This window comes from Tepidimonas sp., from assembly GCF_046292505.1.
GTDB lineage: Bacteria > Pseudomonadota > Gammaproteobacteria > Burkholderiales > Burkholderiaceae_C > Tepidimonas.
Window position 1 is genome coordinate 78,268 of the sequence record NZ_JBKBQX010000002.1, and the last position, 24,049, is coordinate 102,316.

Genomic DNA, 24,049 nt, shown 5'->3' on the forward strand with positions numbered 1-24,049 from the left:
ATGCACCCGCGCGCCCGGGCGTGTGTCAAGATGGCACCATTGCCCTCGGTTCCACCGTTGATCCATGGTTCGCTCCCTCGTCCCGTACTGCCGCGTCAGGGTCGCTGCCGGTGTGCTCACGGCGGTGGGGTGGGCCATGGCGCCAGCCCTGCAGGCGCAGCCGCATTTGCGCTGCGAACTGGAGGCCAGCCATGAAGTGATCCGCCTGGATGTGCGGCTGGTCACGGATCCGTACCCGGTGGCGGCGGTGCCGGTGGGGCGCTCCTTCCGCTTCAAGGCGGTGCTGCTGGCCGATGGAGATGGGTCGGCGGCGGCCCCGCTGGGGGTGCAGCGCGTCTACAGCCACCGCACCGGCAGCGAGCTGCGCTACACCTGCGCCTGGGAGGTTCAGCCATGACCGCGCGTAGCCGACGCTGGCGGGGGTGGCTGATTGCGGGGGGCCTGGCCCTGGCGTCTGTGCTGGCCGTGGCGCAGGAGGTGACCCTGGCGTTCATGGGCGACGTCATGCTGGCCGACGGCCCCGGGCGCCTCATCCAGCGCGGCGGCGACCCTTTCCGCGCCGTGTCGCCCTGGTTGGCGCGCGCCGACGTGCGGGTGGCCAATCTGGAGTGCGTCGTCGCCCGCGGGGGCAGCCCCGAGCCGGACAAGCCCTACACCTTTCGGGCCCATCCGCGCGTGCTGTCCGTCGTGCGGCGCGAAGGCCAGCGGCTGCAGCTCACGGTGGACGACGACGGCCCGGGCCTGACGCCTGAGCAGTGCCAGCAGGTGCTGGCGCGTGGGGTGCGGGCCGACGAGCGCGTGCCCGGCAGCGGGCTGGGGCTGGACATCGTGCGCGAGGTGGCGTCGCTCTACGGCGGCGCGTTGACGCTGGCGCGCGCGCCGCTGGGTGGCCTGCGTGCGCAGCTCGAGTTGCCGGCGGTGTCGAAAGCATGACGGCCGATCCTCGGGCCGGGTGGGCGACCTCCTCCTCGGCGTCGGGAACTTTTTTTGCGGGCTGCGCTCTACATCGGCAAGCACGCAATGGTTTCTGTGTGCCGCGAAGCCCGGTCGATGCGGTGGTTGCCCGTGTCGTCTGGAAAACTCGCCGAGGCGGTTCTCCTCCTCCCTCCCTCCTCCTGTTGTCTCGGGGAGTGCTTCGCGGTACTTTTTTATTCCGTTAGGCGGGCGGCAAGGTGTCCTGAAAACTGGGGCGCTGCATCAGCCGTTCGTGCAGGCGCGCCAAGTTCGGGTAAGCGGCGCGCCAATCGATGGCCGGGAAGCGAAAGTCCAAATACCCCAAGGCCACGCCGACCGCGATGTCGGCCAACGTCAGATGGATACCGTGGCAGTGCGTCCGGTCGCCCAACCCCAGGCTCATCGCCTTCAGGGCCCGCTGCACCGCGGCCATTTGCCGATCCACCCAAGCTTGGCTGCGTTCGTGCGGCGCGCGGCCGCTCCACACCTGCTCCATGCGCGCGCTCACCGCCGCATCCAGCACGCCGTCGGCCAGGGCCTCCCAGGTCTTGACCTCGGCGCGCTCGCGCCCGCTGGCCGGGATCAGCTTGCCCACCGGTGACAGCGTGTCCAGGTACTCGACGATGACGCGCGAGTCGAACACCGCCTCGCCGCCTTCCATCACCAGGCACGGCACCTTGCCCAGCGGGTTGGCGTCCGGCACCGTGCTGTCGGCGGCCCAGGGGTCGGCCTGCTCGAACTGGAAGTCGAGTTTCTTTTCGGCCATGACGATGCGCACCTTGCGCACGTAGGGGCTGGTGAGGCTGCCGATGAGCTTGAGTTTCATGGTCATGGACGATGGGCCTGGCGGCGCGGTCTCCCCTGCGGAAATCAGGCGCCGGCTGCGCCGATTGTAGAGAGGCCGGCGCGCAGCGGTGGCCGAGTGGGCGCCGGTGGCAGGGGCATCGCCCCCTACAATCAGAACCCACTATGCAAGCCCACGCTGACACCTCCCTTGCCACGCCGGATGCCGCGCTGACGGCGTTGTCGCCGCTGGACGGCCGCTACGCCGCCAAGGTCGCCGCGCTGCGGCCCATCTTCAGCGAATACGGCTTCATGCACCGGCGCGTGCAGGTGGAGCTGACGTGGTTCGAGCGCCTGAGCGACCTGGGCCTGCCGGAATTCCCGCCGCTGTCGGCGGCGGCGCGCGCGCACCTGCGGCGCGTGGTGCGCGACTTTTCGCCGGCGGATGCAGCGGCGATCAAGGCCATCGAAAAAACCACCAACCACGACGTCAAGGCGGTGGAGTACTGGATCCGCGGCCACGCGGCGCTGGGCGTGCCGGGTGTGTTCGCCGGCTGGCCGGAACTGCAGCGCGCCGGCGAGTTCGTGCACTTTGCCTGCACCAGCGAGGACATCAACAACACCAGCCACGCGCTGCAGCTGCAGGCGGGCCGCGCGCTGCTGCTGCAGGGGCTGGAGGCGATCACGGCGCGGCTGCGCGAGCTGGCGCACGCGTGGGCCGAGGCGCCGATGCTGTCGCGCACGCACGGCCAGACCGCGAGTCCCACCACCGTCGGCAAGGAGCTGGCCAACGTGGTGGCGCGCCTGCAGGCGGCGCGCGAGCGCATCGCCGCGGTGCCGCTGCGCGCCAAGATGAACGGGGCGGTGGGCAACTACAACGCGCACCTGGCGGCCTACCCGGACGTGGACTGGGAGGCGTTTGCGCGCAGCGTCGTCGAGACGCCGGCGCCGGGGCCGGACACGCCGGTGGAGGCGCCGATCGGCTTGGGGCTGACGTTCCAGCCCTACAGCATCCAGATCGAGCCGCACGACTACATGGCCGAGCTGTTCGATGCGGTGGCGCGCAGCAACACCATCCTCGTCGATCTGGCGCGCGACGTCTGGGGCTACATCAGCCTGGGCTACTTCAGGCAGAAGCTCAAGGCCGGCGAGATCGGCTCCTCGACGATGCCGCACAAGGTCAACCCGATCGACTTCGAGAACGCCGAAGGCAATCTGGGACTGGCCAACGCGCTGCTGCGCCACCTGAGCGAGAAGCTGCCGATCAGCCGCTGGCAGCGCGACCTGACCGACTCCACCGTGCTGCGCAACATGGGCGTGGCGCTGGGCTACGCGGTGCTGGCGCACCAGGCGCTGCTGACCGGCCTCGGCAAGCTGGAGCTCAACGCGGCGGCGCTGGCGGCTGACCTCGACGATGCGTGGGAGGTGCTGGCCGAGCCGATCCAGACCGTGATGCGCCGCTACGGCGTGCCGGGCGCCTACGAGCGGCTGAAGGAGGCCACGCGCGGCCAGCAGGTCACGCGCGCGGCGCTGCACGAGCTGATCGACGATCTGCCGATTCCGGAAGCGGAAAAGGCGCGCCTGCGCGCGCTGACGCCGGCAGCCTACACCGGCAAGGCCGCGGAGCTGGCCGGGCGGATCTGACGACGCGTCGAGCCCGCCGCGCCGGCAGCCGACGGGCGCATGGCGGCGCGGACCTCACCGGGCGGGACGGGCTTCGCCCGGCGTTGGGGCCGGTGCTGCGTGGGGGTCGGCCGGCGCGGTCGTGCCCTGTCGCTCCACGGCGCGCTCGGCATAGACGTTGAAGCGCCAGGCGCTGTCCTCCAGCGTGATGCGGCGCCAGACGGCGCGCTTTTCGCCCGGCGTCATCGCCGGCCAGTGCGTCACCTCGTCGTGCGTGCGGCCGCAGCCCTTGCAGACCGCGTCGCCCTGGTTGGTGGAGCAGATGGCGATGCACGGCGTATCCGGCGTGGTGTCGTACCACGCTTTCCAGGCCGCCCAGGCGGCGCGCGGCATGGTGCGCTCGTCGGCTTCGTCGGTGCGGTAATAGACCATCAGCGCGTAGACCTCGGCCAGCGCGCGCAGTTCGGGCCCCAGGGTCACGCCGTCGGGCGAAGGCTGGCGCGCGCGCCAGTGGTTGATCGCGGCCTCGATGTCGGTGATGTGGATGCCGGCCATGCGAATGCGGGGGATGAATGCGAAAACGGGTGGGTGGATGCCCGGAATCGGGGCGCTGATCTTAGCCGCAGCGGCGCGCGTGCGTCAGCGGCGCGGCGCCTGCTCGGCCAGCTGCTCGCGCAGCAGGCCCTCGGCGTAGCGGGCGCGGGCGTCCAGCACGGACAGTTCCATCAGATCGTCCACCCCGCGCTCGCGCGCCAGCCGCTGGGCGGCGCGGAAGCGGTCCAGCGCGCCCGCCGGGTCCAGCCAGGCCAGCCGCGCTTCGCCCTCGGCGCGGGTGGCGCGCACGGGCTGGCCCAGCGCATGCTGCACCGATGCCAGGGCGCTCCAGGCCCCGGCGTCCTGCGGATGCTCCACGCACCACGCCTGCAGCCGGGCCACGGCCCGCTGCGCCACGGGGCTGGGCAGCGCCGTGGCGGCCCCGGCCGTCAGCAGCAGCCCGGCGCGGCCCCCGGCATCCAGGCCCCGCTCTGCCCAGGTCGGCAAGGACTGTCCTTCCGAGGGCGGCAGGCGCGGGTCGGTGCGCAGCATCGACAGCAGTTCCAGGCGCAGCAGATCGGCCGCCAGCCGGGCGTCGTCCGCATCCGCCGCCTCGCGCACGGCGGGCAGCAGGCGCAGCGCGCCGGGGGCGTCGCGCAGCCAGGCGCAGGCCAGCGCGCCGGCGTACAAGCGCCCGGGGTCGCGTGCCGTGCGTCCGTCGCGTCCATCCAGCGCTGCGCTCGCGTGTGCCTGCAGCCGGTCCGGGGCCGGGTCGGCCAGCACCCGCGCGCGCGCCGTCATGAAGGCGTGGCCGGTGGGCGACACGGGGCCGGCCGCTGCACCTGGCGCGCGTGCCGCCGTCTCCAGCGGCAAACGCGCCCGCATGTCGGCGACGCGCTCGGTGGTCAGCGGGTGGCTGCGCAAGTAGGGGTAGCTGCCGTCGTCGTTCAGGCGGGCCGACTGCTGCAGCCGATCAAACATGCCGATGAAACCGTGGCCGTCGAAGCCCGCCGCCTGCAATACGGTCAGGCCGATGCGGTCGGCCTCGCGCTCCATATCGCGCGAGAAGTTGAGCTGTCCCTGCAGCGCCACCGCCTGGCCGCCCGCGATTGCCGCACTGGCGATGTCGGCGTTGCGGGCCGCGCTGGCGGCGAGCGCCCCCAGCACCATGGCCGCCAGCACCAGGGGGGCCTGCTGGCTTTGCCGGCTCAGCAGCCGGGCGATGTGGCGCTGCGTGACGTGGCACAGCTCGTGTGCGAGGACCGAGGCCAGCTCATCTGCGCTGCCCGTCACGCCGATCAGCCCCAGGTGCACGCCCAGGTAGCCGCCGGGCAGTGCGAAGGCGTTGACCGTGCGGTCGCGTGCCAGCAGCAATTGCCAGGCGTAGCGCTCGGCCAGCTCATCCGACAGCTCGCCCCGCCGCCGCGCGGCCTGGAACAGCGGCCCCCAGATGCGCTGCAGGTAGTCGCCCAGCACCGGGTCGTCCAGGTAGGCGGGGTCGCGGTAGATGGCGCGCGCGATCTGGTCGCCGATGCGCCGCTCCTCCGACAGCGTCAGATCTCCGCCATCGCCCAATGCCGGCAGATCGCTGGCCGCGCCAGCACTCGCCGGTACGGCCAAGCCTGCCGCGCCCAGCCAGGGCAGCAGCGCGCGGGCGGTGGCTCCGGCAAAGGCGCCCCGCAGGGCACCCATCAGCCAGTCGCGTCGCCGGCAGCCCAGCGGCGCCAGCCGGTGCGGGCGGTCGACATCGGGCATGGCTTCGGTCGTGCGGTGAAGGGGCTCGCTCATCCTCGTATGATGCCGCGTCGGTGTTCTGAATTCCCCGCCAGCCATGACCGCCTCCCCCCGTGCCCCCGAGACCGCTTCGCCACTGACCCATTTCGACGCCCAGGGCCAGGCCCACATGGTGGACGTCGGCGCCAAAGCCGCCACCCACCGCACGGCCGTGGCCGAGGGGCGCATCCGCATGCAGCCGGCGACGCTGACCCTCATCCAGCAAGGCAGCGCCAAGAAAGGCGACGTGTTGGGGGTGGCGCGCATCGCGGGCATCATGGCGGCCAAGCGCACCAGCGACCTGATTCCGCTTTGCCACCCGATCGCGCTGACGCGCGTGGCGCTCGAGTTCGCCGTCGAGCCGGACGCCGCCGCCGTGCGCGTGCAGGCCACGGCGGAGACCGTCGGGCCGACCGGGGTGGAGATGGAGGCCCTGACCGCCGTGCAGGTGGCGCTGCTGACCATTTACGACATGTGCAAGGCGGCCGATCGGGGCATGGTGATCACGGACGTTCGGCTGCTGGAGAAGCACGGCGGCAAGTCCGGCTCTTTTGTGAATCGTTGAGCCCATCGGGGTGGGTTGCGGCATAAGGTGGCAGGATGAAACGAATCGTCAAGTGGGGGCTGCCGCTGGCCGTGGCGGTGCTGGTCGTGGGCCTGTCCGTGCGGGGGGTGATGCAGCGCCGCGCATCGACTGAGGTGGCGGTGTCCACCGCCCCTGCGGCGCTGGAGCTGGCCCCTGCCGATCTGGTGACGGCGCAGCGCCGGCCGGTGTTGCGCACGCTGCCGGTCAGCGGCACGGTGGAGGCGGTGCGCACCGCCCTGGTCAAGGCCAAGGTGGCGGCGGAGCTGCGCGAGCTGACGGTGCGCGAAGGCCAGGCCGTGCGGGCGGGGCAGGTGCTTGGGCGGCTGGATGCCACCGAGTTCGACGCCCGCGTGCGCCAGGCGCGGCAGCAGGCGGAATCGGCCCGTGCCCAACTGGAGATTGCCGAGCGCACGCTGCAGAACAACCGGGCGCTGGTGGAGCAGGGCTTCATCTCGCGCAACGCGCTGGACACGGCGGTGTCGAATGCGGCCGGGGCGCGCGCCGGTCTGCTGGCGGCCGAGGCCGCGGCGGACGTGGCGCGCAAGGCGCTGGACGACACGGTGCTGCGCGCGCCCATCGACGGCTGGGTGTCGCAGCGCTTCGTGCAGCCCGGCGAGCGCGTGGCGGTGGATGCGCGGGTGTTGGAAATCGTGGACCTGAGCGCGCTGGAACTGCGCGCCGCGTTGCCGCCCGAACAGGTGGGGGCGGTGCGCGTGGGCGCCCCCGCGACGCTGCGGGTGGACGGTCTGCCCGAGCCGGTGCCCGCGCGCGTGGTGCGCCTCAACCCCAGCGTGCAGGCGGGCACCCGGGCGGTGCCGGTCTATCTGGCGCTCCAGGCGCGCGACGGCCTGCGCCACGGGCTGTTTGCCACCGGCCGCATCGAGGTGGCGCGCGAGACGGCCCTGGCGTTGCCCGAGTCGGCCGTTCGGCTGGATGCCCCCCAGCCCTATGTGTGGCTGCTGCAGGCGGATCGCCTGGTGCGCCGGACGGTGGAGGTGGAGGCCGGCGCCGAAGCCGACGGGCAGCCGGTGCGCATCATCCGCAGCGGGCTGGCCAACGGTGACCGGGTGCTGGCGGGCACCATCGGGGGCGTGCGCGATGGCACGGCCGTTCGGCTGAGCGCGGCCTCCGCCGGCCAGTGAGGGTGCGCGTCCATGTGGTTCACCCGCGTCTCCATCGCCAACCCGGTGTTGGCCACGATGCTCATGCTGGCCTTCGTGGTGCTGGGGCTGTTTTCGTTGCAACGGCTCAAGGTCGATCAGTTCCCGGATGTGGAGTTTCCCGTCGTCGTGGTGCAGGTCGAGTACCCCGGCGCCTCGCCCGAGATCGTCGAGACCGAAGTCACCCAGAAGATCGAGGAGGCGGTCAACTCGATCGCGGGCATCAATCAGCTCTTTTCGCGCAGCTACGACAGCCAGTCGGTCGTGATCGTGCAGTTCAACCTGGACGTCAACGGCCGCCAGGCCGCCGAGGATGTGCGCGAAAAGGTGGCCGGCATCCGCGCCCAGTTGCGCGACGAGGTCCGTGAGCCGCGGGTGCTGCGCTTCGACCCGGCTTCGCGGCCGATCTACACGCTGGCGCTGACCTCGCCCGACGGCAGCCGCAGCCCGGTGGAGCTGACCACCTACGCCGACCAGGTGGTCAAGAAGCGGCTGGAGAATGTGCGCGGTGTGGGCTCGGTGACGCTGGTGGGCGGCGTGGCGCGCGAGATCAACCTCTACCTCAAGCCCGAGGCGATGGAGGCCTACGGCATTGGCGTGGAGCAGGTGCTGCAGGCCGTGCGCACCGAAAACCAGGACCTGCCCGCCGGCTCGCTGCACTCCCGCGAGGCGGAGCGGGTGGTGCAAGTCAAGGGCCGCCTAGCGGAGCCCGAGGCCTTTCGCGACCTGATCGTGGCGCGCCGGGGGGCGAGCGGCAGCACCGTGCCGGTTCGGCTGGGGCAGATTGCCGACGTCGTCGACGGCCCGCAGGAGGTGGAGAGTCTGGCGCTGTTCGACGGTCGCCGCACGCTGGCGCTGGATGTGCAAAAGGCCCAGGGTGAAAACACCATCGATGTGGTGGAGGGCCTCGACCGCGTGGCGTCGCAACTGCGCGCCGAACTGCCCGCCGGGATGGCCATCGACGTGGTGCGCGACAACGCCCGCCCCATCCGCGTGGCAGTCACCAACGTGCGCCAGACGCTCATCGAGGGCGCGGTGCTCACGGTGGCCATCGTCTTCCTGTTCCTCAACTCGTGGCGTTCGACGGTCATCACCGGGCTGACGCTGCCCATCGCGCTGATCGGCACCTTCCTGTTCATGTATGGGTTTGGCTTCTCGATCAACATGATCACGCTGATGGCGCTGAGTCTGTGCGTGGGCCTGCTGATCGACGATGCCATCGTCGTGCGCGAGAACATCGTGCGCCATGTGCAAATGGGCAAGGACGCGCACCGCGCCGCCCTCGACGGCACGCACGAGATCGGCCTGGCCGTGCTGGCCACGACCCTGTCCATCGTCGCGGTGTTCCTGCCCATCGGCTTCATGGGCGGCATCATCGGCAAGTTTTTCCACGAGTTCGGCATCACCATCGTGGCGGCGGTGCTGATCTCGATGTTCGTCAGCTTCACGCTCGACCCCATGCTCTCGAGCGTCTGGCACGACCCGGCCATCCACGCCGAGGGGCAGTCGGCGCCGCGCCGCACCCTCTACGACCGCACGCTGGGCCGGCTGACCGCGGCGGTCGAGCGCTTCACCCACCGGCTGGGGGAGTGGTACCAGACCCTGCTGGCCTGGTCGCTGGCGCACCGGCGCACCACGCTGGCCGTGGCCGCCGGCAGCCTGGTGGCGAGTTTCGCGCTGGTGCCGGTGATGGGCACGGAGTTCGTGCCCAAGGCCGATTTTTCCGAGACGACGCTCAGCTTCTACACCCCCACGGGCTCGTCCATCGAGGTGACCGAGGCCAAGGCCCGGCAGGTGGACGCCATCCTGCGCGAGTTTCCAGAGGTGCAATACACCCTGACCACGATCAACACCGGGTCCGCCCAGGGGCGCAATGTGGCCACCGTCTATGTGCGCCTCGTCGACCGCAAAGCCCGCCAGCGCAGCGTGGACCAAATGTCGGCGGTGTTGCGCGAACGGCTGGCCCGCGTGCCCGGCATCACCGTCACCCATGTGGGCCTGCTGGACCCGGTGGGGGGCAGCAAGCCGATTTCGGTGTCGCTGCAAGGCACCGATCTGCAGGCGCTGCAGCGCCTGACCGACCAGGTCACCGAGCGGCTGCGGCACATCCCCGGGCTGGTGGATCTGGACACCAGTATGAAGCCGAACAAGCCGACGGTGGACATCGTGGTGCGGCGCGACGCCGCCTCGGACCTGGGGTTGAGCGTGGGCAGCGTCACCCAGGCGCTGCGCGGCCTGATCGCCGGCCAGACCGTGGGCAACTGGCGTGCGGCGGATGACCAGAGCTACGACGTCAAGGTCCGCCTGGCGCCGCAGGCGCGCGAGTCGGTGGAGACGCTGCAGCGCCTGACGCTGACCGTCACCGGCCCGGACGGCACGCCGCGCGCCATACGGCTGGCTCAGATTGCGGACATTCGCCCGTCGACCGGGCCCAGCCAGATCAACCGGCGCGATCTGGCGCGCGAGGTGGAAATCACCGCCAACGTTGCCGGCCGCTCGCTGGGCGAGGTCTCGGCCGACATCCGGCGCGTGCTCGACGGCACCGATTTCCCGCCCGGCTACCGCGCCAAGTTCGGTGGTTCCACCAAGGACATGCAGGAGTCCTTCGGCTACGCACTGTCGGCGCTGGCGCTGGCGGTGATCTTCATTTACATGATCCTGGCCTCGCAGTTCAAGAGCTTCCTGCAGCCGATCGCGCTGATGTCGTCGCTGCCGCTGACGCTCATCGGCGTGGTGCTCATCCTGCTGATGTTCGGCTCTACGCTCAACCTGTTTTCCATCATCGGGGTGATCATGCTGATGGGGCTGGTCACCAAGAACGCCATCTTGCTGGTGGACTTTGCCAACCGCGCACGCGCCGGTGCCAGCGGCGACGGGCTGGCCGGCGAGAAGCTGGACCGCGAAGCGGCCCTGCTGCTGGCGGCGCGGGTGCGGCTGCGCCCCATCCTGATGACGACGCTGGCCATGGTGTTCGGCATGGTGCCGCTGGCGTTCGCGCTGTCGGAAGGCTCGGAGCAGCGCGCCCCCATGGGCCAAGCGGTCATCGGAGGCGTGGTGACCTCATCGCTGCTGACGCTGGTGGTGGTGCCGGTCATTTACTGCTATCTGGACGATTGGGCCGCATGGTGGCGCCGGCGTTTGGGAGGGCGCGGCGGTTCTGTGGTGTAGCACGGTAGCGAATCATCCAGGTGAGCGTTGTCCTTGCCGCTGGCGCCCCCGATAATGGGCGCCAAGATCTTGGCGCGGTCGCGCCGGGCGTGCTGGAAACACGATGCGGGACCCACCCGTCGATCAGGTGCCGATGGCGTCCCTGTCCGAAAGGCAAGGGGTGGCCGGCATGCGACTGCCGTCGCTGCGGTCCAGTCTGTATGCGCTGGTGTGGGTGTGCGTGCTGCCGGCCGTCGGGTTGGCGGCCTATCTGGCCGTCGTCAACTACCGGCTGGAGCGCGAGCGCGTTTATGCCGAGTCGCTGATGCGGGCGCGTCAGGTCGCGGCCGATCTGGACCGGGAACTGGCGGCCATGGAGTCGGGCCTCAAAGTCCTGGCCTCCTCGCAGTTTCTCGCGCAGGACGATTGGGAACGCTTTCATGCGCAGGCCCGCCAGGCGGTGCCGACGCAGATCGTCTACAACTATGTCCTGACCGATGAGCAGGGGCGCCAGGTGCTCAATACCGTCGTGCCTTGGGGCAGTCCCCTGCCGTCGCGCGGCACCCCGCCCGAGATCGCGGGGGTGTTCCTGACCGGTGAGACGGTGCTGACCGACCTGTTCATCGGTCCCGTCGTGCAACGCCCCGTGCTGGCCATGGGGGTGCCGGTGTGGCAGGATGGCCGGGTGCGCTACAGCCTCAACATCGGGCTGGATACCGACGCCCTGAACATGCTGCTGCAGCAAGAGCCCCTGCCGCCGGGCTGGCTGATGGCGGTGCTGGATCGAAAAGGCGTCATCATTGCGCGGTCCCGCGCCGCGGAGCGGTTTGTCGGCCAACCCGCGGTGCCCGCCGTCGTGGAGGCGATCCGCCGCACGCCGGAGGGCAGCGTCCAAACAGTCACCAAGGAAGGCATCCCGTCGGTGTCGTCCCACCACCGCATCGATCGCTGGGGGTGGACGGTGGCGGTGGGGGTGCACCGCGACCTCATCGAGCAGCCTCTGCGCCGGGGGCTGGCGACCGTCTTGATCGTCGGTGGCGCGGTGCTGGCGGTGGGGCTGTGGCTGGCGTTGCGCATCATGCGGCGGGTGCTGGCCGCTGCCCAAGGCATCAACGCCGCGGCCCTGGCCATCGAAAAAGGTCAGCCCGTGACCTTGCCACCCGTCGTTTTCAGCGAGGCGCAGGCGGTGGCCGCAGCCTTGACGCGCGCGGCCGAGGCCATGGGGCAGGTGCAAAACGCCGCCACCCACGACGCCCTGACCGGCCTGCCCAACCGCCGCCTGTTCACCGAGATGGCCCAGCAACAATTGGCTCAAGCCCAGCGCAGTGGCGCGCGGGTGGCCCTGCTGGCGTTGGACTTGGACCACTTCAAGGCCGTCAACGACACGCACGGCCACGCCGCAGGAGACCAGTTGCTGCGCGAGGTGGCGGCACGCCTGCAATCGTGCGTGCGCAGCGCCGATGTCATCGCCCGCCTGGGGGGCGACGAGTTTCTGGTGCTGATGGGGCAGGCCGACGTGGATGCGGCGCTGGACTTGGCGCAGCGCCTGATCGAGTCGCTTTCCGCCCCCTACCCCGGGGTGAAGCCAGCCGTCTCGACCAGCGTGGGCATCGCGTTGTATCCGGATTCGGCCCAGACGCTGGAGGCGCTGATGCAGGCCGCGGACGAGGCGCTGTACGCGGCCAAACACGCCGGGCGCGGCCGCCCTCGGCAGGCGACCGGCTCCGGCACCGGGGCTTAGTAGCGATAGACGCCGCGGCCCGTCTTGCGGCCCAGATAGCCGGCGGCCACCATCTCCTTGAGCAGCGGGCAGGGGCGGTACTTGCTGTCGTTGAACTCGGCAAAGTAGACGTTCATCACCGCCAGGCACACGTCCAGCCCGATCATGTCCGCCAGCGCCAGCGGCCCGATCGGGTGGTTGCAGCCCAGCTTCATGCCGGCGTCGATGTCTTCGGGACTGGCCAGCCCCTCGGCCAGCACGAAGAAGGCCTCGTTGATCATCGGCACCAGGATGCGGTTGACGACGAAGCCGGGCGAGTTCTTGACCGTGATCGGCGTCTTGCCGAGGCGCAGCGCCAGCTCGCGCACGGCGTCGTGCGTGGCGTCGCTCGTCTGCAGGCCGCGGATGATTTCCACCAGCGCCATCATCGGCACCGGGTTGAAGAAGTGCATGCCGATGAAGCGGTCCGCGCGCCCGGTGACGGCGGCCAGCTGCGTGATGCTGATCGAGCTGGTGTTGGTGGCGACGATGGCCTCGGGTGCCAGCAGGCCGTCGAGCTGGCGCAGGATCTTGAGCTTGAGCTCCAGGTTCTCGGTGGCGGCTTCGATGACGAGCTGCGCACCTTGCAGGTCGTCGTAGTGGGTCGAGGTGCGGATGCGCGCCAGCGCCGCGTCCTTGTCGGCGGCGGTGATTTTTTCTTTTTTGATCAGGCGGTCCAGGCTGCCGGCGATGGTGGCCAGGCCCTTGGTCAACGCGGCGTCGCTGACGTCGATCATGACGACGTTCAGGCCGCTGGTCGCGCAAGCCTGCGCGATGCCGTTGCCCATGGTGCCGGCGCCGACGATGCCGATGGTGTCGATGGACATATCGATAGCTCCTCTCGGGGTGGAATGCAAAGCGTCGATTATGCGGTGCCCCAAAACGAACACCCCGCGGCGCAGGCCGCGGGGTGTCGCGCAGACGTAGCGCCGGCTCCTTCGGAACAGGCGCCCGTCTCGATCAGGCCTTGGCCGCGCGCGGCGACTTGGTGGCGTTGACCGCGGTGGTGGCCACGGCCTTCAGGTTGGCTTCGGCCAGCTCGGTGGCTTGCTTGACGGCCTTTTGCACCGACTCCATCGCCGCGGCGGCGGTGGACACGGCGGTCTTGACGGCAGCCACGGCCGGCTCGCTGCCCTGCGGCGCGTTCTTGACGGCGCTGTCCAGCGCGCTGACGAACTGCTTTTGCGCTTCGGCGGCCTGGGCTTCGGCGACCTTGGCGAACTCGGCGCTCAGGCTGGAGGCGATGTCGTACACATGGCGGTTGTAGGCCGCGACCTTTTCGCCCAGGGGCTGCAGCATGGCGTTTTGCAGGGCAACCAGATCCTGCATGTCCTTCACGCCCAGGACGGCCTGGGTGTGCTCGGCCGTTTCGGCCATCAGCGTCTTGGCGGTTTGCAGGTTCAGCTCGGTCAGCTTTTCGACGCCGGCCAGCGCCTTTTCGCCCAGGTCGAACGCGGTGGCGGCGTTCTTCTTGTGCAGGGCGACGATTTGTTCGATGGTCATCATGGTGGGACTCCTTGTGAGCGGGTGGATGGGCAATGAGCCATGGCGCGCAACCTGCCTGAGGGGCGTCCGTCCGGTGATGGTACCCGGCGGGTCATGCTGCGCTGCAACATGACCCTTAGTATAGGGGGGGGCGCGCCGGAAATGCAAGGGTTTTTGTTGCGCTGCAGCAAAAAAGCGACGAGCGGTCACGTCGCATGCCCAACGCCCACCGCTCACCGCTGCAGCGGCAGCTCCACATGCCGCAGGTCCGGGTCCTCCGGGTGGGGGGTGATGGCAAAGCCCAGGCGCTCCACCAGGCCGAGCATGCCCTTGTTCTCGCGCAGCACGGTGCCGACGATGCGGCGCGTGCCGTGGCCGCGCAGGTAGCGGATCAACCGCTCCATCAGCAGCCGCCCCAGGCCCATGCCCTTGAGGTCGGAGCGCACCAGGATGCCGTATTCGGCCGTGTCGTTGTCGGGGTCGCAGATGCCGCGCACCACGCCAATGGTCTCCGGCGTGCCATCGGGCCCGACGCGGGTCGCGATGAAAGCCATCTCGCGGTCGTAGTCGATTTGGGTCAGGCGGGCGAGTTCGCTGTGCTCGATGCTGCGCCGGCTGTAGAAGATGCGCAGGCGGATGTCCTCGGGGTCCACCCGCTCCAGGAAGGCCAGGTGCTGGGCTTCGTCCTCGGGGCGGATGGGGCGCACGGTCACGGTCTGGCCGTGCCAGTCCAGGGTTTCGACCAGCTCTTGCGGGTAGGGGCGGATGGCAAAGCGCGCCGCGCCGGCCGGGCGCTCGGGGCTGATGCGCACCCGGGCATCCAGCGCGACCGCGCCGTCCGCGTCCACGACCAGCGGGTTGATGTCGATTTCGGCGATTTCCGGCACGTCGGCCAGCAGTTGCGAGACGGCCAGCAGCGCGGCGTGGATGGAGGGGCGGTGGGCCGGGGGCACGTCGCGGTAGCCGCGCAGCAGCCGCGCGACGCGGGTGCGCTCGATCAGGGACTCGGCCAGCGCGACGTTGAGCGGGGGCAGCGCCAGTGCGCGGTCGGCCAGCACCTCGACGGCCGTGCCGCCCTGGCCGAACAGAATCACCGGGCCGAACAGCGGGTCGATGCTGGCACCGATGATCAGCTCGTGCGCATGGCGCCGGCGGACCATGGGTTGCACGGTGAAACCGTCGATGCGGGCGTCGGGCCGGCGCTGGGCCACCCGTTCGAGCATGGCGCGGGCGGCTTCGAGCACCTCTTGCGCATTGTGCAGGTTGAGCCGCACCCCGCCGACGTCGGACTTGTGCGTGATGTCGGTGGACAGGATTTTGAGCACCACGGGGTAGCCGAGCGCATCCGCCGCGGCGACGGCGGCCTGGGGATCGGCCTTGACGCTGCGCAGCGGGGTGACGGGCACGCCCGCGCGCCGCAGCAGCTCTTTGGCCTGGGGCTCGGTCAGCCACTCGCTGCCGGCGGCCAGCGCCTCGCGCACCAGTTGGCGGATGCCGTCCAGATCAGGCGCCAGCCCCTCGGGTAGGGCGGGCGGGGTTTCCATCAGTTCCGCCTGGTGGCGGTGGTACTGCCGCAGGAACGAGAAGGCGCGCACCGCCTCTTCGGGCGTGGGGTAGTCGGGGATGCCCGCGGCGCGAAAGCGCGCCCGGGCCGCCGCCACGGCGCCGTGTCCCAGCCAGCAGCCCAGCACGCGCGGGGGGCGTTCGGTGGCCAGCGGCAGCAAGGCTTCGGCGATGGCGTCGCTGGGGACGATGGCGGTGGGAGCCTGGATGAACAGGATGGCGCTGTCGCGGTCCTCGCGCAGGATGCGCAGCGCATCCACATAGCGTTGGGCGGGTGCGTCGCCGATGATGTCCACCGGGTTGGCGCGGGACCAGTTGCCGGGCAGCACGGCGTCCAGTCGCGCGACGGTGTCGGGGCTCAGGTTCGCCAGCTCCACACCCATGCGTGCGGCGGCATCGGCGGCCATCACGCCTGCGCCGCCGCCGTTGGTCAACACCAACAGGCGCTCGCTGCGGTTGTCGCGAAAGCGCGCCAGCAGCTCCACCGCCAGAAAGAGCTGGTGCAGCGTGTTGACGCGCAGCATGCCCGCGCGCGAGATGGCGGCATCGAACACGTCGTCGGACCCGGCCAGCGCCCCGGTGTGCGAGGCCGCTGCGCGGCTGCCCTGTGCCGAGCGGCCGGCCTTGACCAGGATGACGGGTTTGTTGCGGGCGGCGGCCCGGGCCGCGGACATGAACTTGCGTGGCGCCGTGACCGACTCCACATACATCAGGATGGCACGCGTGCGTGCGTCGCTGCCCAGGTAGTCGAGCATGTCGCCGAAGTCCACATCGGCGTGCTCGCCCAGCGAGACGAAGTGCGAAAAGCCGATGCCCCGGTCGTTGGCCCAGTCCAGCACGGCCGTGACCAGCGCGCCCGACTGCGAGACGAAGGCGATATTGCCGGGCTGGGCATCGGCGTGGGCGAAGCTGGCATTGAGCCCCAGGTGGGGCACCAGCATGCCGATGCAGTTGGGCCCCAGGATGCGCAGCGTGTGGCGGCGCGCGGCGTCGAGCATGGCCTGTTTGTGCGCGGCGTCCAGCCCGGCGGTGACGACCACCGCGGCCCGCGTGCCCCGATCGCCCAGGCGGGCGATCAGGCCCGGGACGGTGGCAGGCGGTGTGCAGATGACGGCCAAGTCGGGGGCGACCGGCAGATCCACCAGATCGCGCGCCACGGGCACGCCCAGGTCGGGCTGACGCGGGTTGACCGCGAACAGCTCCCCCGAAAAGCCGCGGGACAGGTTGCGCCAGACCGTGCCGCCGACGCTGTGCGGGCGGTCGGACGCGCCGAACACCGCCACGCGGCGGGGGGCGAACAAGGATTCCAAGTTGCGGATGCTCATCGGGGTGAAGACTCCGTGGCGGTGGGCGTGGGTGCGGGGGTGGTGATGTCAGGCCGGGTGGCGGATCCGACGGCCATCCAAGCGATCAGGGAGGAGCGCATGGCCTCCTCGACGGACATGTCGATGGGTGTGATCCAGGTGCGCGGTACGAAGAGGGTGTAGCCCCCGATCATGTAGCCCATGGGCAGATAGACCGCGACCCGCTCACCCGGCTGAAACCCAGGCGGCAGCCCCGCGAGGTGGTGGCGGGTGACCAGACCGACCGCCTCCCATTCGGCGCCAGGGGGGCGCAGGATGACGACCTGTTGGCTCATCTCCTCCCGCCGGTGGGGGGCGAAATAGTCGGCAAAGCTCTTGAGGGAGGAATAGATGCTCTTGACCACCGGCAGGTTGGTGAAGGGCAGCTCCACCCAGTTGAGCAGCCGAGCCGTGGCCTGGGTGGAGACCAGAAAGCCCGCCAGCACGACCAGCACCGCGGCCAGCAGCAGGCCCAGCCCGGGGACGTAGAAGTCCCCGATCAGCGGCCGCAGCAGCTTCAGCGCCAGTTGTTCGGACCACACCACCAGTGCGTACAGCAGGTACAGCGTGATGCCGATGGGCAGCACAGCCAGCAGACCGCGCAGAAAGTACTGGGACAGGCGTTTCATGGCGCAGGTGTAGCAGGGGCGGGTGTCAATCGTGCGACCGCGCGCGCAGGGCCAGCGCGGCTTGGTACAGCGCCCCTTTGGATACCCCGGTGATGGCGCTGGCCAGCCGGGCCGCGGATTTGACGGGCAGTTCGTCGAGCAGCAGACCCAGCACGCGCCGGGCCTCTGCGGGCAGCGCATCGCCGGCCGCGGCGGTGTCGCCAGGGTCCCCCAGGGGGGGCGCGGCGGGGCGGGGGTGGATCACCAGCGTGAACTCGCCGCGCCGGCGGTGGGGGTTGGCGGCAAGCCAGTCGGCCACGGCCGCGCAGGGCAGGGTGACGATGTCTTCGAATTGTTTGGTCAGTTCTCGCCCCAGCGTCACGGGCCGATCGCCCAGGGCCGACAGCTCGGCGGCCAGCGCCTCGATGCGGTGGGGCGCCTCCAGCAGCACCAGCCCGGTGTCGGCCTGGCGCCAGTGTTGCCACGCCCGCTCGCGGGCCGCGCCGCGCGCGGGCAGAAAGCCCACGACTGTGACCGCACCTTCGGCGATGCCGGCCACGCTGAGCAACGCGGTGACGCTGCTGGTGCCGGGCACGGGGATGAGGCGCAGGTCCGCAGCGCGCACCGCCGCGCACAGCCGCGCGCCCGGGTCGCTGATGCCGGGGGTGCCGGCATCGCTGACGCAGGCGATGCGCTCGCCGCGCCGCAGGCGCTCGACGATGGTTTGGGCCATGCGGCTTTCGTTGTGCTCGTGCACGGCCAGGAGTTCGGCGTGCAGCCCGTAGGCCTGCAGCAGTCGCGCGGTGTGGCGGGTGTCCTCGCAGGCCACGGCATCGACCGTGCGCAGCACATGCAGCGCGCGCAGGGTGATATCGGCCAGATTACCGATCGGGGTGGCCACGACATACAGCGCCCCGGCCGGATAATGCTGTGCGCCGGCCAGACGTTCCGCCAGCCTCCCGTCGTCGGGGGTCCCGGAGGCAGAGGTGGCGGGCAAGGGAGGCGTGTTCACCATGGCGTTGGATGAAAAAGCGAGCCGGCCCCGCGACGCGCGGGCGGGCACGAAAGCCCGCGGCGATGCGGCGGAGGCCCTGGCCCTGCAGTATCTGCAAGCCCGCGGCCTGCGTCTGGTGCGGCGCAATGTGCGCAGCCCCGGGCGCGGGGGTGGCGAGGTCGATTTGATTATGGCGGAGTCCGACGGCACGCTGGTCTTCGTCGAGGTGCGTCAGCGCAGCCGTGGCGAGCACGGCGGGGCGGCGGCCAGCATAGGCCGCGCCAAGCAACGCCGCATCGTGTTTGCGGCGCGGCACTTTCTGGCGCGGCTGCCGCAGGTGCCGCCCTGCCGCTTCGATGCCGTGGTGGTGGACGGGGAACTCGGGACGCCAGTGCCGCCTCGGATCGAGTGGCTGCGCGGCGCGTTCGAGGCCGGGGCCTGGGATTGATGAGCCGATAAGATTGCGCCCATGCTTTTGCACCGGATTCAGCAGCACTTCGTCGATGGTGCCGACCTGCAGTACCAGTGTGCCCAGGCCGTGGGGCCGGCGCTGGAGGCCGCGGTCGGCGCGATGCTGTCCGGGCTGACTGGCGGCGGCAAGGTGTTGGTGTGGGGCAGCGGGGTGTCGGCCGCGCTGGCCCAGTCCTTCGTGGCGCAACTGGTGGGCCGCTTCGAGCGTGAGCGCCCCGAACTGGCGGCGCTGGCGCTGGGCACCAATCCCGCCATCACCACGGGCGCGTTGCCGGGGCTGGATGCGGCGACCTGGCCCATGGTGCGGCAGTTGCGTGCGCTGGGGCTGCCGGGGGATGTGCTGCTGCTCATTGCGGCCGCGCCGCCCGGGGCGGATGCGCTGGCCGCCATCGCCGCCGCGCACGAGCGCGAGATGGTCGTGGTGGCCCTGACGGGCGCCCGCCCCGGCGAGCTGCCGGACGTGCTCAAGGACACCGATGTGCTGGTCGCCTTGCCGACCGAGCGGCCGGCGCGTGTGCACGAAGCCCAATTGGTTGCCCTGCACGCCATCTGCGATGCCATCGACGTGCAGTTGCTGGGCGAAGACACCGAAACGGAGATCATCGAACCATGACCCACATCCCTGACCTGCCCGGCCGGGCTTCCCGACGCGCTGGGCGACCCACCTGGGCGACGGCCGTCATGACCGCTGTGGCGGCAACCACGCTGCTGGCCCCGCTGAGTGGCTGCGCCCCCCTCGTGGCGGGGGCGGCGGTTGGCGGTACGGTGCTCGTGGCCACCGACCGCCGCACGAGCGGCACCCAGCTCGAGGACCAGACCATCGAACTGAAGATCGGCAACCGCGTGCGCGAGCAGCTCGGCGAGCGCGCGCGCGTCAACCCGACCAGCTTCAACCGCAAGGTGCTGCTGACCGGAGAGGTCGCCTCCGAGGCCGACCGTCAGACGGTGCTGCGCATCGTGCAAGGCGTGGAAAACGTCACCGGCGTGGTCGACGAGCTGGCGGTGATGGGTTCGCCGTCGCTGACGGCGCGCTCCTCCGACGCGCTGGTGACGGCGCGCGTCAAGGCCGCCTTCGTCGATGCCAAGGACCTGTCGGCCAACGCGATCAAGGTCACCACCGAGCGCGGCACGGTGTATCTGATGGGGCTGGTGACGGCGCGCGAGGCGCAGCGTGCCGCCGACATCGCGCGCGCCGTGCCGGGCGTGCAGCGCGTGGTGCGCGTGTTCGAGATCATCAGCGAGGCGGAGCTGGCGCGGCTGCAGCCGCCGCCACCGAAGCAGGAACCGACGACCCCGGCCGGCGGCCGCTGAGGCGCCGCGCCGCCACCCTTCGCGCAAGCGGCCGCCGCGTCAACGCAGGCGGCGGATCAGGCTGGAGGTGTCCCAGCGCCCGCCGCCCATGGCCTGCACGTCGGCGTAGAACTGATCCACCAGCGCCGTCACCGGCAGGCGCGCGCCGTTGCGCCGCGCCTCCTGCAGCACCAAGCCCAGGTCCTTGCGCATCCAGTCCACCGCGAAGCCGAAGTCGAAGCGGTCCTCCACCATCGTCTTGCCGCGGTTGTCCATCTGCCAGCTCTGCGCCGCGCCCTTGCCGATCACGTCCAGCACCAGCTTCATGTCCAGCCCGGCGCGCTGGCCGAAGGCGATCGCCTCGGCCAGCCCCTGCACCAGCCCGGCGATGCAGATCTGGTTGACCATTTTGGCCAGCTGCCCGGCCCCACTGTCGCCCAGACGGGTGACGGCGCGCGCGTAGGCGGCCATCACCGGCTGCGCGCGCGCAAACGGCGCCTCGTCGCCGCCGCACATGATGGTGAGCTGGCCGTTTTCGGCGCCGGCCTGCCCGCCGGAGACCGGCGCGTCGACGAAGTGGCAGCTCTGCTGCCGCGCGGCGGCGTAGAGCTCGCGCGCCACCTCGGCCGAGGCGGTGGTGTGGTCGACGAACACCGCATCCGCCGCCATGCCGGCCAGCGCTCCCTCGGGCCCGAGGACGACGCTGCGCAGGTCATCGTCGTTGCCGACGCAGGCCATCACGAACGCCGCCCCTTCGGCGGCGGCGCGCGGCGTGGCAGCGGTGCGCACGCGGTCGATGCCGCGCGCGGCCATGGCCTGCACCAGCGCGTCGGCCTTGGCGGCGGTGCGGTTGTAGACGGTGACGGTGTGGCCGGCCAGCGCCAGGTGCGCGGCCATCGGCCAGCCCATCACGCCCAGGCCCAAAAAGGCCACGCGCTGGGGGGCTACGGGATCGTAGGAAGGCTTGGGGTTGACGTTGGGCATGGTCGCGGACGGGAACGGAAGGGTCAGACGATCTGCAGGTGCTCGGTGCCGGCGGCCAGGTCGCTGTTGCGCGCGCGCTGGCTCTCCAGCTTGATGCGCAACTTGATGTCGTTTTGCGAGTCGGCGTTGCGCACCGCGTCCTCGTAGGAAATCTGGCGCGCCTCGAAGGCGTCGAACAGCGCTTGGTCGAAGGTCTGCATGCCGACTTCGGTGCTGCGCTTCATGACTTCCTTGATCTCCTGGACCTCGCCCTTCATGATCAGGTCGGCAATCAGCGCGCTGTTGAGCAGCACCTCGACGATGGCCACGCGCCCCTTGCCGTCCTCGCGCGGCAGCAGGCGCTGCGCGACCATGCCGCGCAGGTTGAGCGAGACGTCCTTGAGCAGCTGCGCGTGGCGCTCCTGGGGGAAGAAATTGATGATGCGCTCCATCGCCTGGTTGGCGCTGTTGGCGTGCAGCGTGGCCAGGCACAGGTGGCCGGTCTCGGAAAACGCGATCGCGTGCTCCATCGTCTCGCGGTCGCGGATCTCGCCCATCAGGATGACGTTGGGCGCCTGGCGCAGCGAGTTCTTCAGTGCGATCTCCCAGTTGTCGGTGTCGATGCCCACCTCGCGCTGGGTGACGATGCAGTTTTTGTGCGTGTGCACGAACTCCACCGGATCTTCCACGGTGACGATGTGGTCGTGCGTGTGCTCGTTGCGCCAGTCCACCATCGCCGCCAGCGTGGTGGATTTGCCGGTGCCGGTGCCGCCGACGACGATGCAGATGCCGCGCTTGGACAGCGCCAACTGTTTGAGGATTGGCGGCAGGCCCAGGTCGTCGATGGTGGGGATTTTGGAGGGGATGGTGCGCAGCACCAGCCCGACCTTGCCCATCTGCACGAAGGCGTTGACGCGAAAGCGCCCGATGCCGGCCGGGGCGATGGCGAAATTGCACTCCTTGGTGCGCTCGAACTCCGCGGCCTGCTTGTCGTTCATGATCGCGCGCGCCAGCGCCTGGGTGTGCTGGCCGGTCAGCGGCTGCGGCGACACCTTGGTGATGACGCCATCGACCTTGATGGCGGGCGGAAAGTCGGCGGTCAGGAACAGGTCGCTGCCGTTGCGGCTGACCAGCAGTCGCAGCAGCTCGTGGATGAAGTTGCTGGCTTGATCGCGTTCCATGGCGCGCTCCTGCGGGCGGCCCGCCGTCAGACGGGGAAGTTGTCGGGGATCTTGGCCTTGCTGCGCGCCTCGGCGGCCGTGACGGCGTTGCGCCGGACCAGATCGATCAGCGACTGGTCCAGCGTCTGCATGCCGTACTGCTGGCCGGTCTGGATCGCGGAGTACATCTGCGCCACCTTGTTCTCGCGGATCAGGTTGCGGATGGCCGGCGTGCCGATCATGATCTCGTGCGCGGCGACGCGCCCCTTGCCGTCGGCGGTCTTCAGCAGCGTCTGCGAGATCACGGCCACCAGCGACTCCGACAGCATGGCGCGGATCATCTCTTTTTCCTCGGCCGGAAAAACGTCCACGATGCGGTCGATGGTCTTGGCGGCGCTCGACGTGTGCAGCGTGCCGAACACCAGGTGGCCGGTTTCGGCTGCGGTCATGGCCAGCCGGATGGTCTCCAGGTCGCGCATCTCGCCCACCAGGATCACGTCCGGGTCCTCGCGCAGCGCCGAGCGCAGCGCGGCGGCGAACGAGTGCGTCATCGGCCCGACCTCGCGCTGGTTGACCAGGCTCTTCTTGGACTCGTGCACGAACTCGATCGGGTCCTCGATCGTCAGGATGTGGCCGGGGTCGTTCTCGTTGCGGTGGTTGACCATCGCCGCCAGCGTCGTGGATTTGCCCGAGCCGGTGGGGCCGGTGACCAGCACCAGCCCGCGCGGCTTCATCGCCAGGTCGGCGAAGATGCGCGGGCAGGCCAGATCCTCCAGCGTCAGCACCTTGGACGGGATGGTGCGAAACACCGCCGCCGCGCCGCGGTGCTGGTTGAAGGCGTTGACGCGAAAACGCGACAGACCGCTGATCTCGAACGAGAAGTCCACCTCCAGGAACTCTTCGTACGCCTTGCGCTGAGCGTCGGTCATGATGTCGTAGACCATCGCGTGAACCTGTTTGTGGTCCAGCGGCTCGACATTGATGCGGCGCACGTCGCCATGCACCCGTATCATCGGCGGCAGCCCCGCCGACAGATGCAGGTCCGAAGCCTTGTTCTTGACCGCGAAGGCCAGCAGCTGTGTGACGTCCATTTCCGACCATTATGGCAATGATCGCGAGCAATCTCCAAGCCGTTCGCGCGCGCATCCAGCAAGTGTGCGAGCGCCACGGGCGTGACCCGGCCGCGGTGCGGCTGCTGGCGGTGTCCAAGACCTTCGGCCCGGTGGCCGTGGCCGAGGCCGCCGCCGCCGGCCAGCGCGCCTTCGGCGAGAACTACGTGCAGGAGGGCGTGGAGAAGATCGCCGCGCTGCGCGAGGCCGGCGTGGCGGGCCTGGAGTGGCACTGCATCGGCCCGCTGCAGAGCAACAAGACGCGGTTGGTCGCCGAGCACTTCGACTGGGTGCAGTCGGTCGATCGGCTCAAGATCGCACAGCGCCTGAGCGCGCAACGGCCGGCGCATTTGCCCCCGCTGCAGGTGTGCCTGCAGGTCAACGTCGATGACGCGCCGACCAAGGCCGGCGTTCCCCCGGCCGAGGCGCTGGCGCTGGCGCAGGCGGTGGCGGCGCTGCCGCGGCTGCGGCTGCGCGGGCTGATGGGCATCCCCGACCCGCAGCCGGATGCGGCGGCGCTGCGGCGCGTGTTCGCGCAGGCCGCGCAGTTGTTTCACGAGTTGCGCGCGCAGCTCGGTGCGCCGGACGATTTCGACACGCTGTCGCTGGGCATGAGCGACGACCTGGAGCTGGCCATCGCCGAGGGCAGCACGCTGGTGCGCGTGGGCAGCGCGATCTTCGGGCGGCGGGCCTACGCCGCCGCCCAAGCCGTTCCGGGGACTTGACCGCCACCGCGCCGGTTCC

General features: G+C 70.3%; 22 protein-coding genes. 11 read left to right on the forward strand and 11 right to left on the reverse strand.

Annotated features, from left to right (window positions below; all coding sequences use genetic code 11):
- The first annotated feature begins 64 nt into the window (after positions 1-64).
- Both ACK4TH_RS01880 and ACK4TH_RS01885 read left to right on the forward strand, forming a co-directional pair.
- Complete coding sequence (locus ACK4TH_RS01880; protein WP_409621841.1) at positions 65-397, forward strand: hypothetical protein; 333 nt, start codon at positions 65-67, stop codon at positions 395-397.
- Positions 394-933 carry a CapA family protein gene (locus tag ACK4TH_RS01885; RefSeq protein WP_409621844.1) on the forward strand — a complete coding sequence of 180 codons (540 nt, stop codon included), beginning with the start codon at positions 394-396 and terminating at the stop codon, positions 931-933. The genes ACK4TH_RS01880 and ACK4TH_RS01885 overlap by 4 nt, the downstream gene beginning before the upstream one ends.
- Before the next feature lie 223 nt (positions 934-1,156).
- Here the strand turns inward: ACK4TH_RS01885 and ACK4TH_RS01890 are convergent, their stop codons facing one another.
- Complete coding sequence (locus tag ACK4TH_RS01890) at positions 1,157-1,786, reverse strand: glutathione S-transferase N-terminal domain-containing protein (protein ID WP_409621847.1); 630 nt, start codon at positions 1,784-1,786, stop codon at positions 1,157-1,159.
- Between the two features lie 137 nt (positions 1,787-1,923).
- Here ACK4TH_RS01890 and purB point away from each other — a divergent pair, with 137 nt between their 5' ends.
- The gene (gene purB, locus ACK4TH_RS01895; protein WP_409621850.1) at positions 1,924-3,381 is read left to right on the forward strand and encodes an adenylosuccinate lyase; all 1,458 of its coding nucleotides are present in this window, start codon (positions 1,924-1,926) and stop codon (positions 3,379-3,381) included.
- A gap of 54 nt (positions 3,382-3,435) precedes the next feature.
- Here purB and ACK4TH_RS01900 read toward each other — a convergent pair whose 3' ends face one another.
- Positions 3,436-3,915: a DUF3717 domain-containing protein gene (locus ACK4TH_RS01900; protein WP_409621853.1), complete on the reverse strand. Its 480-nt coding sequence runs from the start codon at positions 3,913-3,915 to the stop codon at positions 3,436-3,438.
- Between the two features lie 84 nt (positions 3,916-3,999).
- Positions 4,000-5,682, reverse strand: a complete 1,683-nt coding sequence (locus ACK4TH_RS01905; RefSeq protein ID WP_409621856.1) for a M48 family metalloprotease — start codon at positions 5,680-5,682, stop codon at positions 4,000-4,002.
- Between the two features lie 43 nt (positions 5,683-5,725).
- Between ACK4TH_RS01905 and moaC the strand changes: the two genes are divergently transcribed.
- From moaC to ACK4TH_RS01925, 4 genes are all read left to right on the forward strand, one after another.
- A complete protein-coding gene (gene moaC / locus ACK4TH_RS01910) occupies positions 5,726-6,232 on the forward strand; it encodes a cyclic pyranopterin monophosphate synthase MoaC (protein WP_409621859.1) in 507 nt (168 codons plus the stop codon).
- Positions 6,233-6,267: 35 nt separating this feature from the next.
- Entirely contained in the window at positions 6,268-7,395 is a 1,128-nt protein-coding gene (locus ACK4TH_RS01915; RefSeq protein WP_409621862.1) for an efflux RND transporter periplasmic adaptor subunit, read from the forward strand.
- Positions 7,396-7,407: 12 nt separating this feature from the next.
- Positions 7,408-10,581, forward strand: coding sequence for an efflux RND transporter permease subunit (locus ACK4TH_RS01920; RefSeq protein ID WP_409621865.1), 3,174 nt, complete (start codon positions 7,408-7,410; stop codon positions 10,579-10,581).
- Between the two features lie 103 nt (positions 10,582-10,684).
- Positions 10,685-12,301: a diguanylate cyclase domain-containing protein gene (locus ACK4TH_RS01925; protein ID WP_409621868.1), complete on the forward strand. Its 1,617-nt coding sequence runs from the start codon at positions 10,685-10,687 to the stop codon at positions 12,299-12,301.
- On the opposite strand, the gene ACK4TH_RS01930 is transcribed toward ACK4TH_RS01925, so the two are convergent.
- The 5 genes from ACK4TH_RS01930 to rsmI form a co-directional block, all read right to left on the reverse strand.
- Positions 12,298-13,146: a 3-hydroxybutyryl-CoA dehydrogenase gene (locus ACK4TH_RS01930; RefSeq protein ID WP_409621871.1), complete on the reverse strand. Its 849-nt coding sequence runs from the start codon at positions 13,144-13,146 to the stop codon at positions 12,298-12,300. The genes ACK4TH_RS01925 and ACK4TH_RS01930 overlap by 4 nt on opposite strands.
- Before the next feature lie 133 nt (positions 13,147-13,279).
- Positions 13,280-13,825: a phasin family protein gene (locus ACK4TH_RS01935; RefSeq protein WP_409621874.1), complete on the reverse strand. Its 546-nt coding sequence runs from the start codon at positions 13,823-13,825 to the stop codon at positions 13,280-13,282.
- Positions 13,826-14,037: 212 nt separating this feature from the next.
- On the reverse strand, positions 14,038-16,692 hold the full coding sequence (locus ACK4TH_RS01940) for a GNAT family N-acetyltransferase (protein ID WP_409621877.1): 2,655 nt from the start codon (positions 16,690-16,692) through the stop codon (positions 14,038-14,040).
- Positions 16,689-17,339: a DUF502 domain-containing protein gene (locus ACK4TH_RS01945; protein ID WP_409621880.1), complete on the reverse strand. Its 651-nt coding sequence runs from the start codon at positions 17,337-17,339 to the stop codon at positions 16,689-16,691. Before ACK4TH_RS01945 ends, ACK4TH_RS01940 begins: the two co-directional genes overlap by 4 nt.
- A gap of 25 nt (positions 17,340-17,364) precedes the next feature.
- Positions 17,365-18,333 (reverse strand): 16S rRNA (cytidine(1402)-2'-O)-methyltransferase, encoded by a 969-nt coding sequence (gene rsmI / locus ACK4TH_RS01950; RefSeq protein WP_409621883.1) that lies wholly within the window; start codon positions 18,331-18,333, stop codon positions 17,365-17,367.
- Here rsmI and ACK4TH_RS01955 point away from each other — a divergent pair.
- The 3 genes from ACK4TH_RS01955 to ACK4TH_RS01965 all read left to right on the forward strand — a co-directional run bounded on the left by ACK4TH_RS01955 (position 18,332) and on the right by ACK4TH_RS01965 (position 20,094).
- Positions 18,332-18,760 carry a YraN family protein gene (locus ACK4TH_RS01955; protein WP_409621886.1) on the forward strand — a complete coding sequence of 143 codons (429 nt, stop codon included), beginning with the start codon at positions 18,332-18,334 and terminating at the stop codon, positions 18,758-18,760. The genes rsmI and ACK4TH_RS01955 overlap by 2 nt on opposite strands.
- Positions 18,761-18,781: 21 nt before the next feature.
- Positions 18,782-19,396 carry an SIS domain-containing protein gene (locus ACK4TH_RS01960; RefSeq protein WP_409621889.1) on the forward strand — a complete coding sequence of 205 codons (615 nt, stop codon included), beginning with the start codon at positions 18,782-18,784 and terminating at the stop codon, positions 19,394-19,396.
- A 68-nt stretch (positions 19,397-19,464) separates the two neighbouring features.
- Positions 19,465-20,094 carry a BON domain-containing protein gene (locus tag ACK4TH_RS01965; protein ID WP_409622114.1) on the forward strand — a complete coding sequence of 210 codons (630 nt, stop codon included), beginning with the start codon at positions 19,465-19,467 and terminating at the stop codon, positions 20,092-20,094.
- A gap of 39 nt (positions 20,095-20,133) precedes the next feature.
- Here the strand turns inward: ACK4TH_RS01965 and ACK4TH_RS01970 are convergent, their stop codons facing one another.
- The 3 genes from ACK4TH_RS01970 to ACK4TH_RS01980 are packed head-to-tail and all read right to left on the reverse strand — an operon-like array spanning position 20,134 to position 23,287.
- A complete protein-coding gene (locus tag ACK4TH_RS01970) occupies positions 20,134-21,057 on the reverse strand; it encodes an NAD(P)-dependent oxidoreductase (protein ID WP_409621892.1) in 924 nt (307 codons plus the stop codon).
- A 23-nt stretch (positions 21,058-21,080) separates the two neighbouring features.
- Entirely contained in the window at positions 21,081-22,217 is a 1,137-nt protein-coding gene (locus ACK4TH_RS01975) for a PilT/PilU family type 4a pilus ATPase (RefSeq protein WP_409621895.1), read from the reverse strand.
- A gap of 26 nt (positions 22,218-22,243) precedes the next feature.
- Positions 22,244-23,287 carry a type IV pilus twitching motility protein PilT gene (locus ACK4TH_RS01980; RefSeq protein ID WP_409621898.1) on the reverse strand — a complete coding sequence of 348 codons (1,044 nt, stop codon included), beginning with the start codon at positions 23,285-23,287 and terminating at the stop codon, positions 22,244-22,246.
- 11 nt (positions 23,288-23,298) lie between these two features.
- Here ACK4TH_RS01980 and ACK4TH_RS01985 point away from each other — a divergent pair, with 11 nt between their 5' ends.
- Positions 23,299-24,030 (forward strand): YggS family pyridoxal phosphate-dependent enzyme, encoded by a 732-nt coding sequence (locus ACK4TH_RS01985; RefSeq protein WP_409621901.1) that lies wholly within the window; start codon positions 23,299-23,301, stop codon positions 24,028-24,030.
- Positions 24,031-24,049: the final 19 nt, after the last annotated feature.

Excerpts from the sequence above, each read along its gene's own strand:
- ACK4TH_RS01880 (WP_409621841.1), top strand. The coding sequence starts at position 65 with ATGGTTCGCTCCCTCGTCCCGTACTGCCGCGTCAGGGTCGCTGCCGGT.
- ACK4TH_RS01885 (WP_409621844.1), top strand. The coding sequence starts at position 394 with ATGACCGCGCGTAGCCGACGCTGGCGGGGGTGGCTGATTGCGGGGGGC.
- ACK4TH_RS01890 (WP_409621847.1), bottom strand. The coding sequence starts at position 1,786 with ATGACCATGAAACTCAAGCTCATCGGCAGCCTCACCAGCCCCTACGTG.
- purB (WP_409621850.1), top strand. The coding sequence starts at position 1,924 with ATGCAAGCCCACGCTGACACCTCCCTTGCCACGCCGGATGCCGCGCTG.
- ACK4TH_RS01900 (WP_409621853.1), bottom strand. The coding sequence starts at position 3,915 with ATGGCCGGCATCCACATCACCGACATCGAGGCCGCGATCAACCACTGG.
- ACK4TH_RS01905 (WP_409621856.1), bottom strand. The coding sequence starts at position 5,682 with ATGAGCGAGCCCCTTCACCGCACGACCGAAGCCATGCCCGATGTCGAC.
- moaC (WP_409621859.1), top strand. The coding sequence starts at position 5,726 with ATGACCGCCTCCCCCCGTGCCCCCGAGACCGCTTCGCCACTGACCCAT.
- ACK4TH_RS01915 (WP_409621862.1), top strand. The coding sequence starts at position 6,268 with ATGAAACGAATCGTCAAGTGGGGGCTGCCGCTGGCCGTGGCGGTGCTG.
- ACK4TH_RS01920 (WP_409621865.1), top strand. The coding sequence starts at position 7,408 with ATGTGGTTCACCCGCGTCTCCATCGCCAACCCGGTGTTGGCCACGATG.
- ACK4TH_RS01925 (WP_409621868.1), top strand. The coding sequence starts at position 10,685 with ATGCGGGACCCACCCGTCGATCAGGTGCCGATGGCGTCCCTGTCCGAA.
- ACK4TH_RS01930 (WP_409621871.1), bottom strand. The coding sequence starts at position 13,146 with ATGTCCATCGACACCATCGGCATCGTCGGCGCCGGCACCATGGGCAAC.
- ACK4TH_RS01935 (WP_409621874.1), bottom strand. The coding sequence starts at position 13,825 with ATGATGACCATCGAACAAATCGTCGCCCTGCACAAGAAGAACGCCGCC.
- ACK4TH_RS01940 (WP_409621877.1), bottom strand. The coding sequence starts at position 16,692 with ATGAGCATCCGCAACTTGGAATCCTTGTTCGCCCCCCGCCGCGTGGCG.
- ACK4TH_RS01945 (WP_409621880.1), bottom strand. The coding sequence starts at position 17,339 with ATGAAACGCCTGTCCCAGTACTTTCTGCGCGGTCTGCTGGCTGTGCTG.
- ACK4TH_RS01955 (WP_409621886.1), top strand. The coding sequence starts at position 18,332 with ATGGCGTTGGATGAAAAAGCGAGCCGGCCCCGCGACGCGCGGGCGGGC.
- rsmI (WP_409621883.1), bottom strand. The coding sequence starts at position 18,333 with ATGGTGAACACGCCTCCCTTGCCCGCCACCTCTGCCTCCGGGACCCCC.
- ACK4TH_RS01960 (WP_409621889.1), top strand. The coding sequence starts at position 18,782 with ATGCTTTTGCACCGGATTCAGCAGCACTTCGTCGATGGTGCCGACCTG.
- ACK4TH_RS01965 (WP_409622114.1), top strand. The coding sequence starts at position 19,465 with ATGACCGCTGTGGCGGCAACCACGCTGCTGGCCCCGCTGAGTGGCTGC.
- ACK4TH_RS01970 (WP_409621892.1), bottom strand. The coding sequence starts at position 21,057 with ATGCCCAACGTCAACCCCAAGCCTTCCTACGATCCCGTAGCCCCCCAG.
- ACK4TH_RS01975 (WP_409621895.1), bottom strand. The coding sequence starts at position 22,217 with ATGGAACGCGATCAAGCCAGCAACTTCATCCACGAGCTGCTGCGACTG.
- ACK4TH_RS01980 (WP_409621898.1), bottom strand. The coding sequence starts at position 23,287 with ATGGACGTCACACAGCTGCTGGCCTTCGCGGTCAAGAACAAGGCTTCG.
- ACK4TH_RS01985 (WP_409621901.1), top strand. The coding sequence starts at position 23,299 with ATGGCAATGATCGCGAGCAATCTCCAAGCCGTTCGCGCGCGCATCCAG.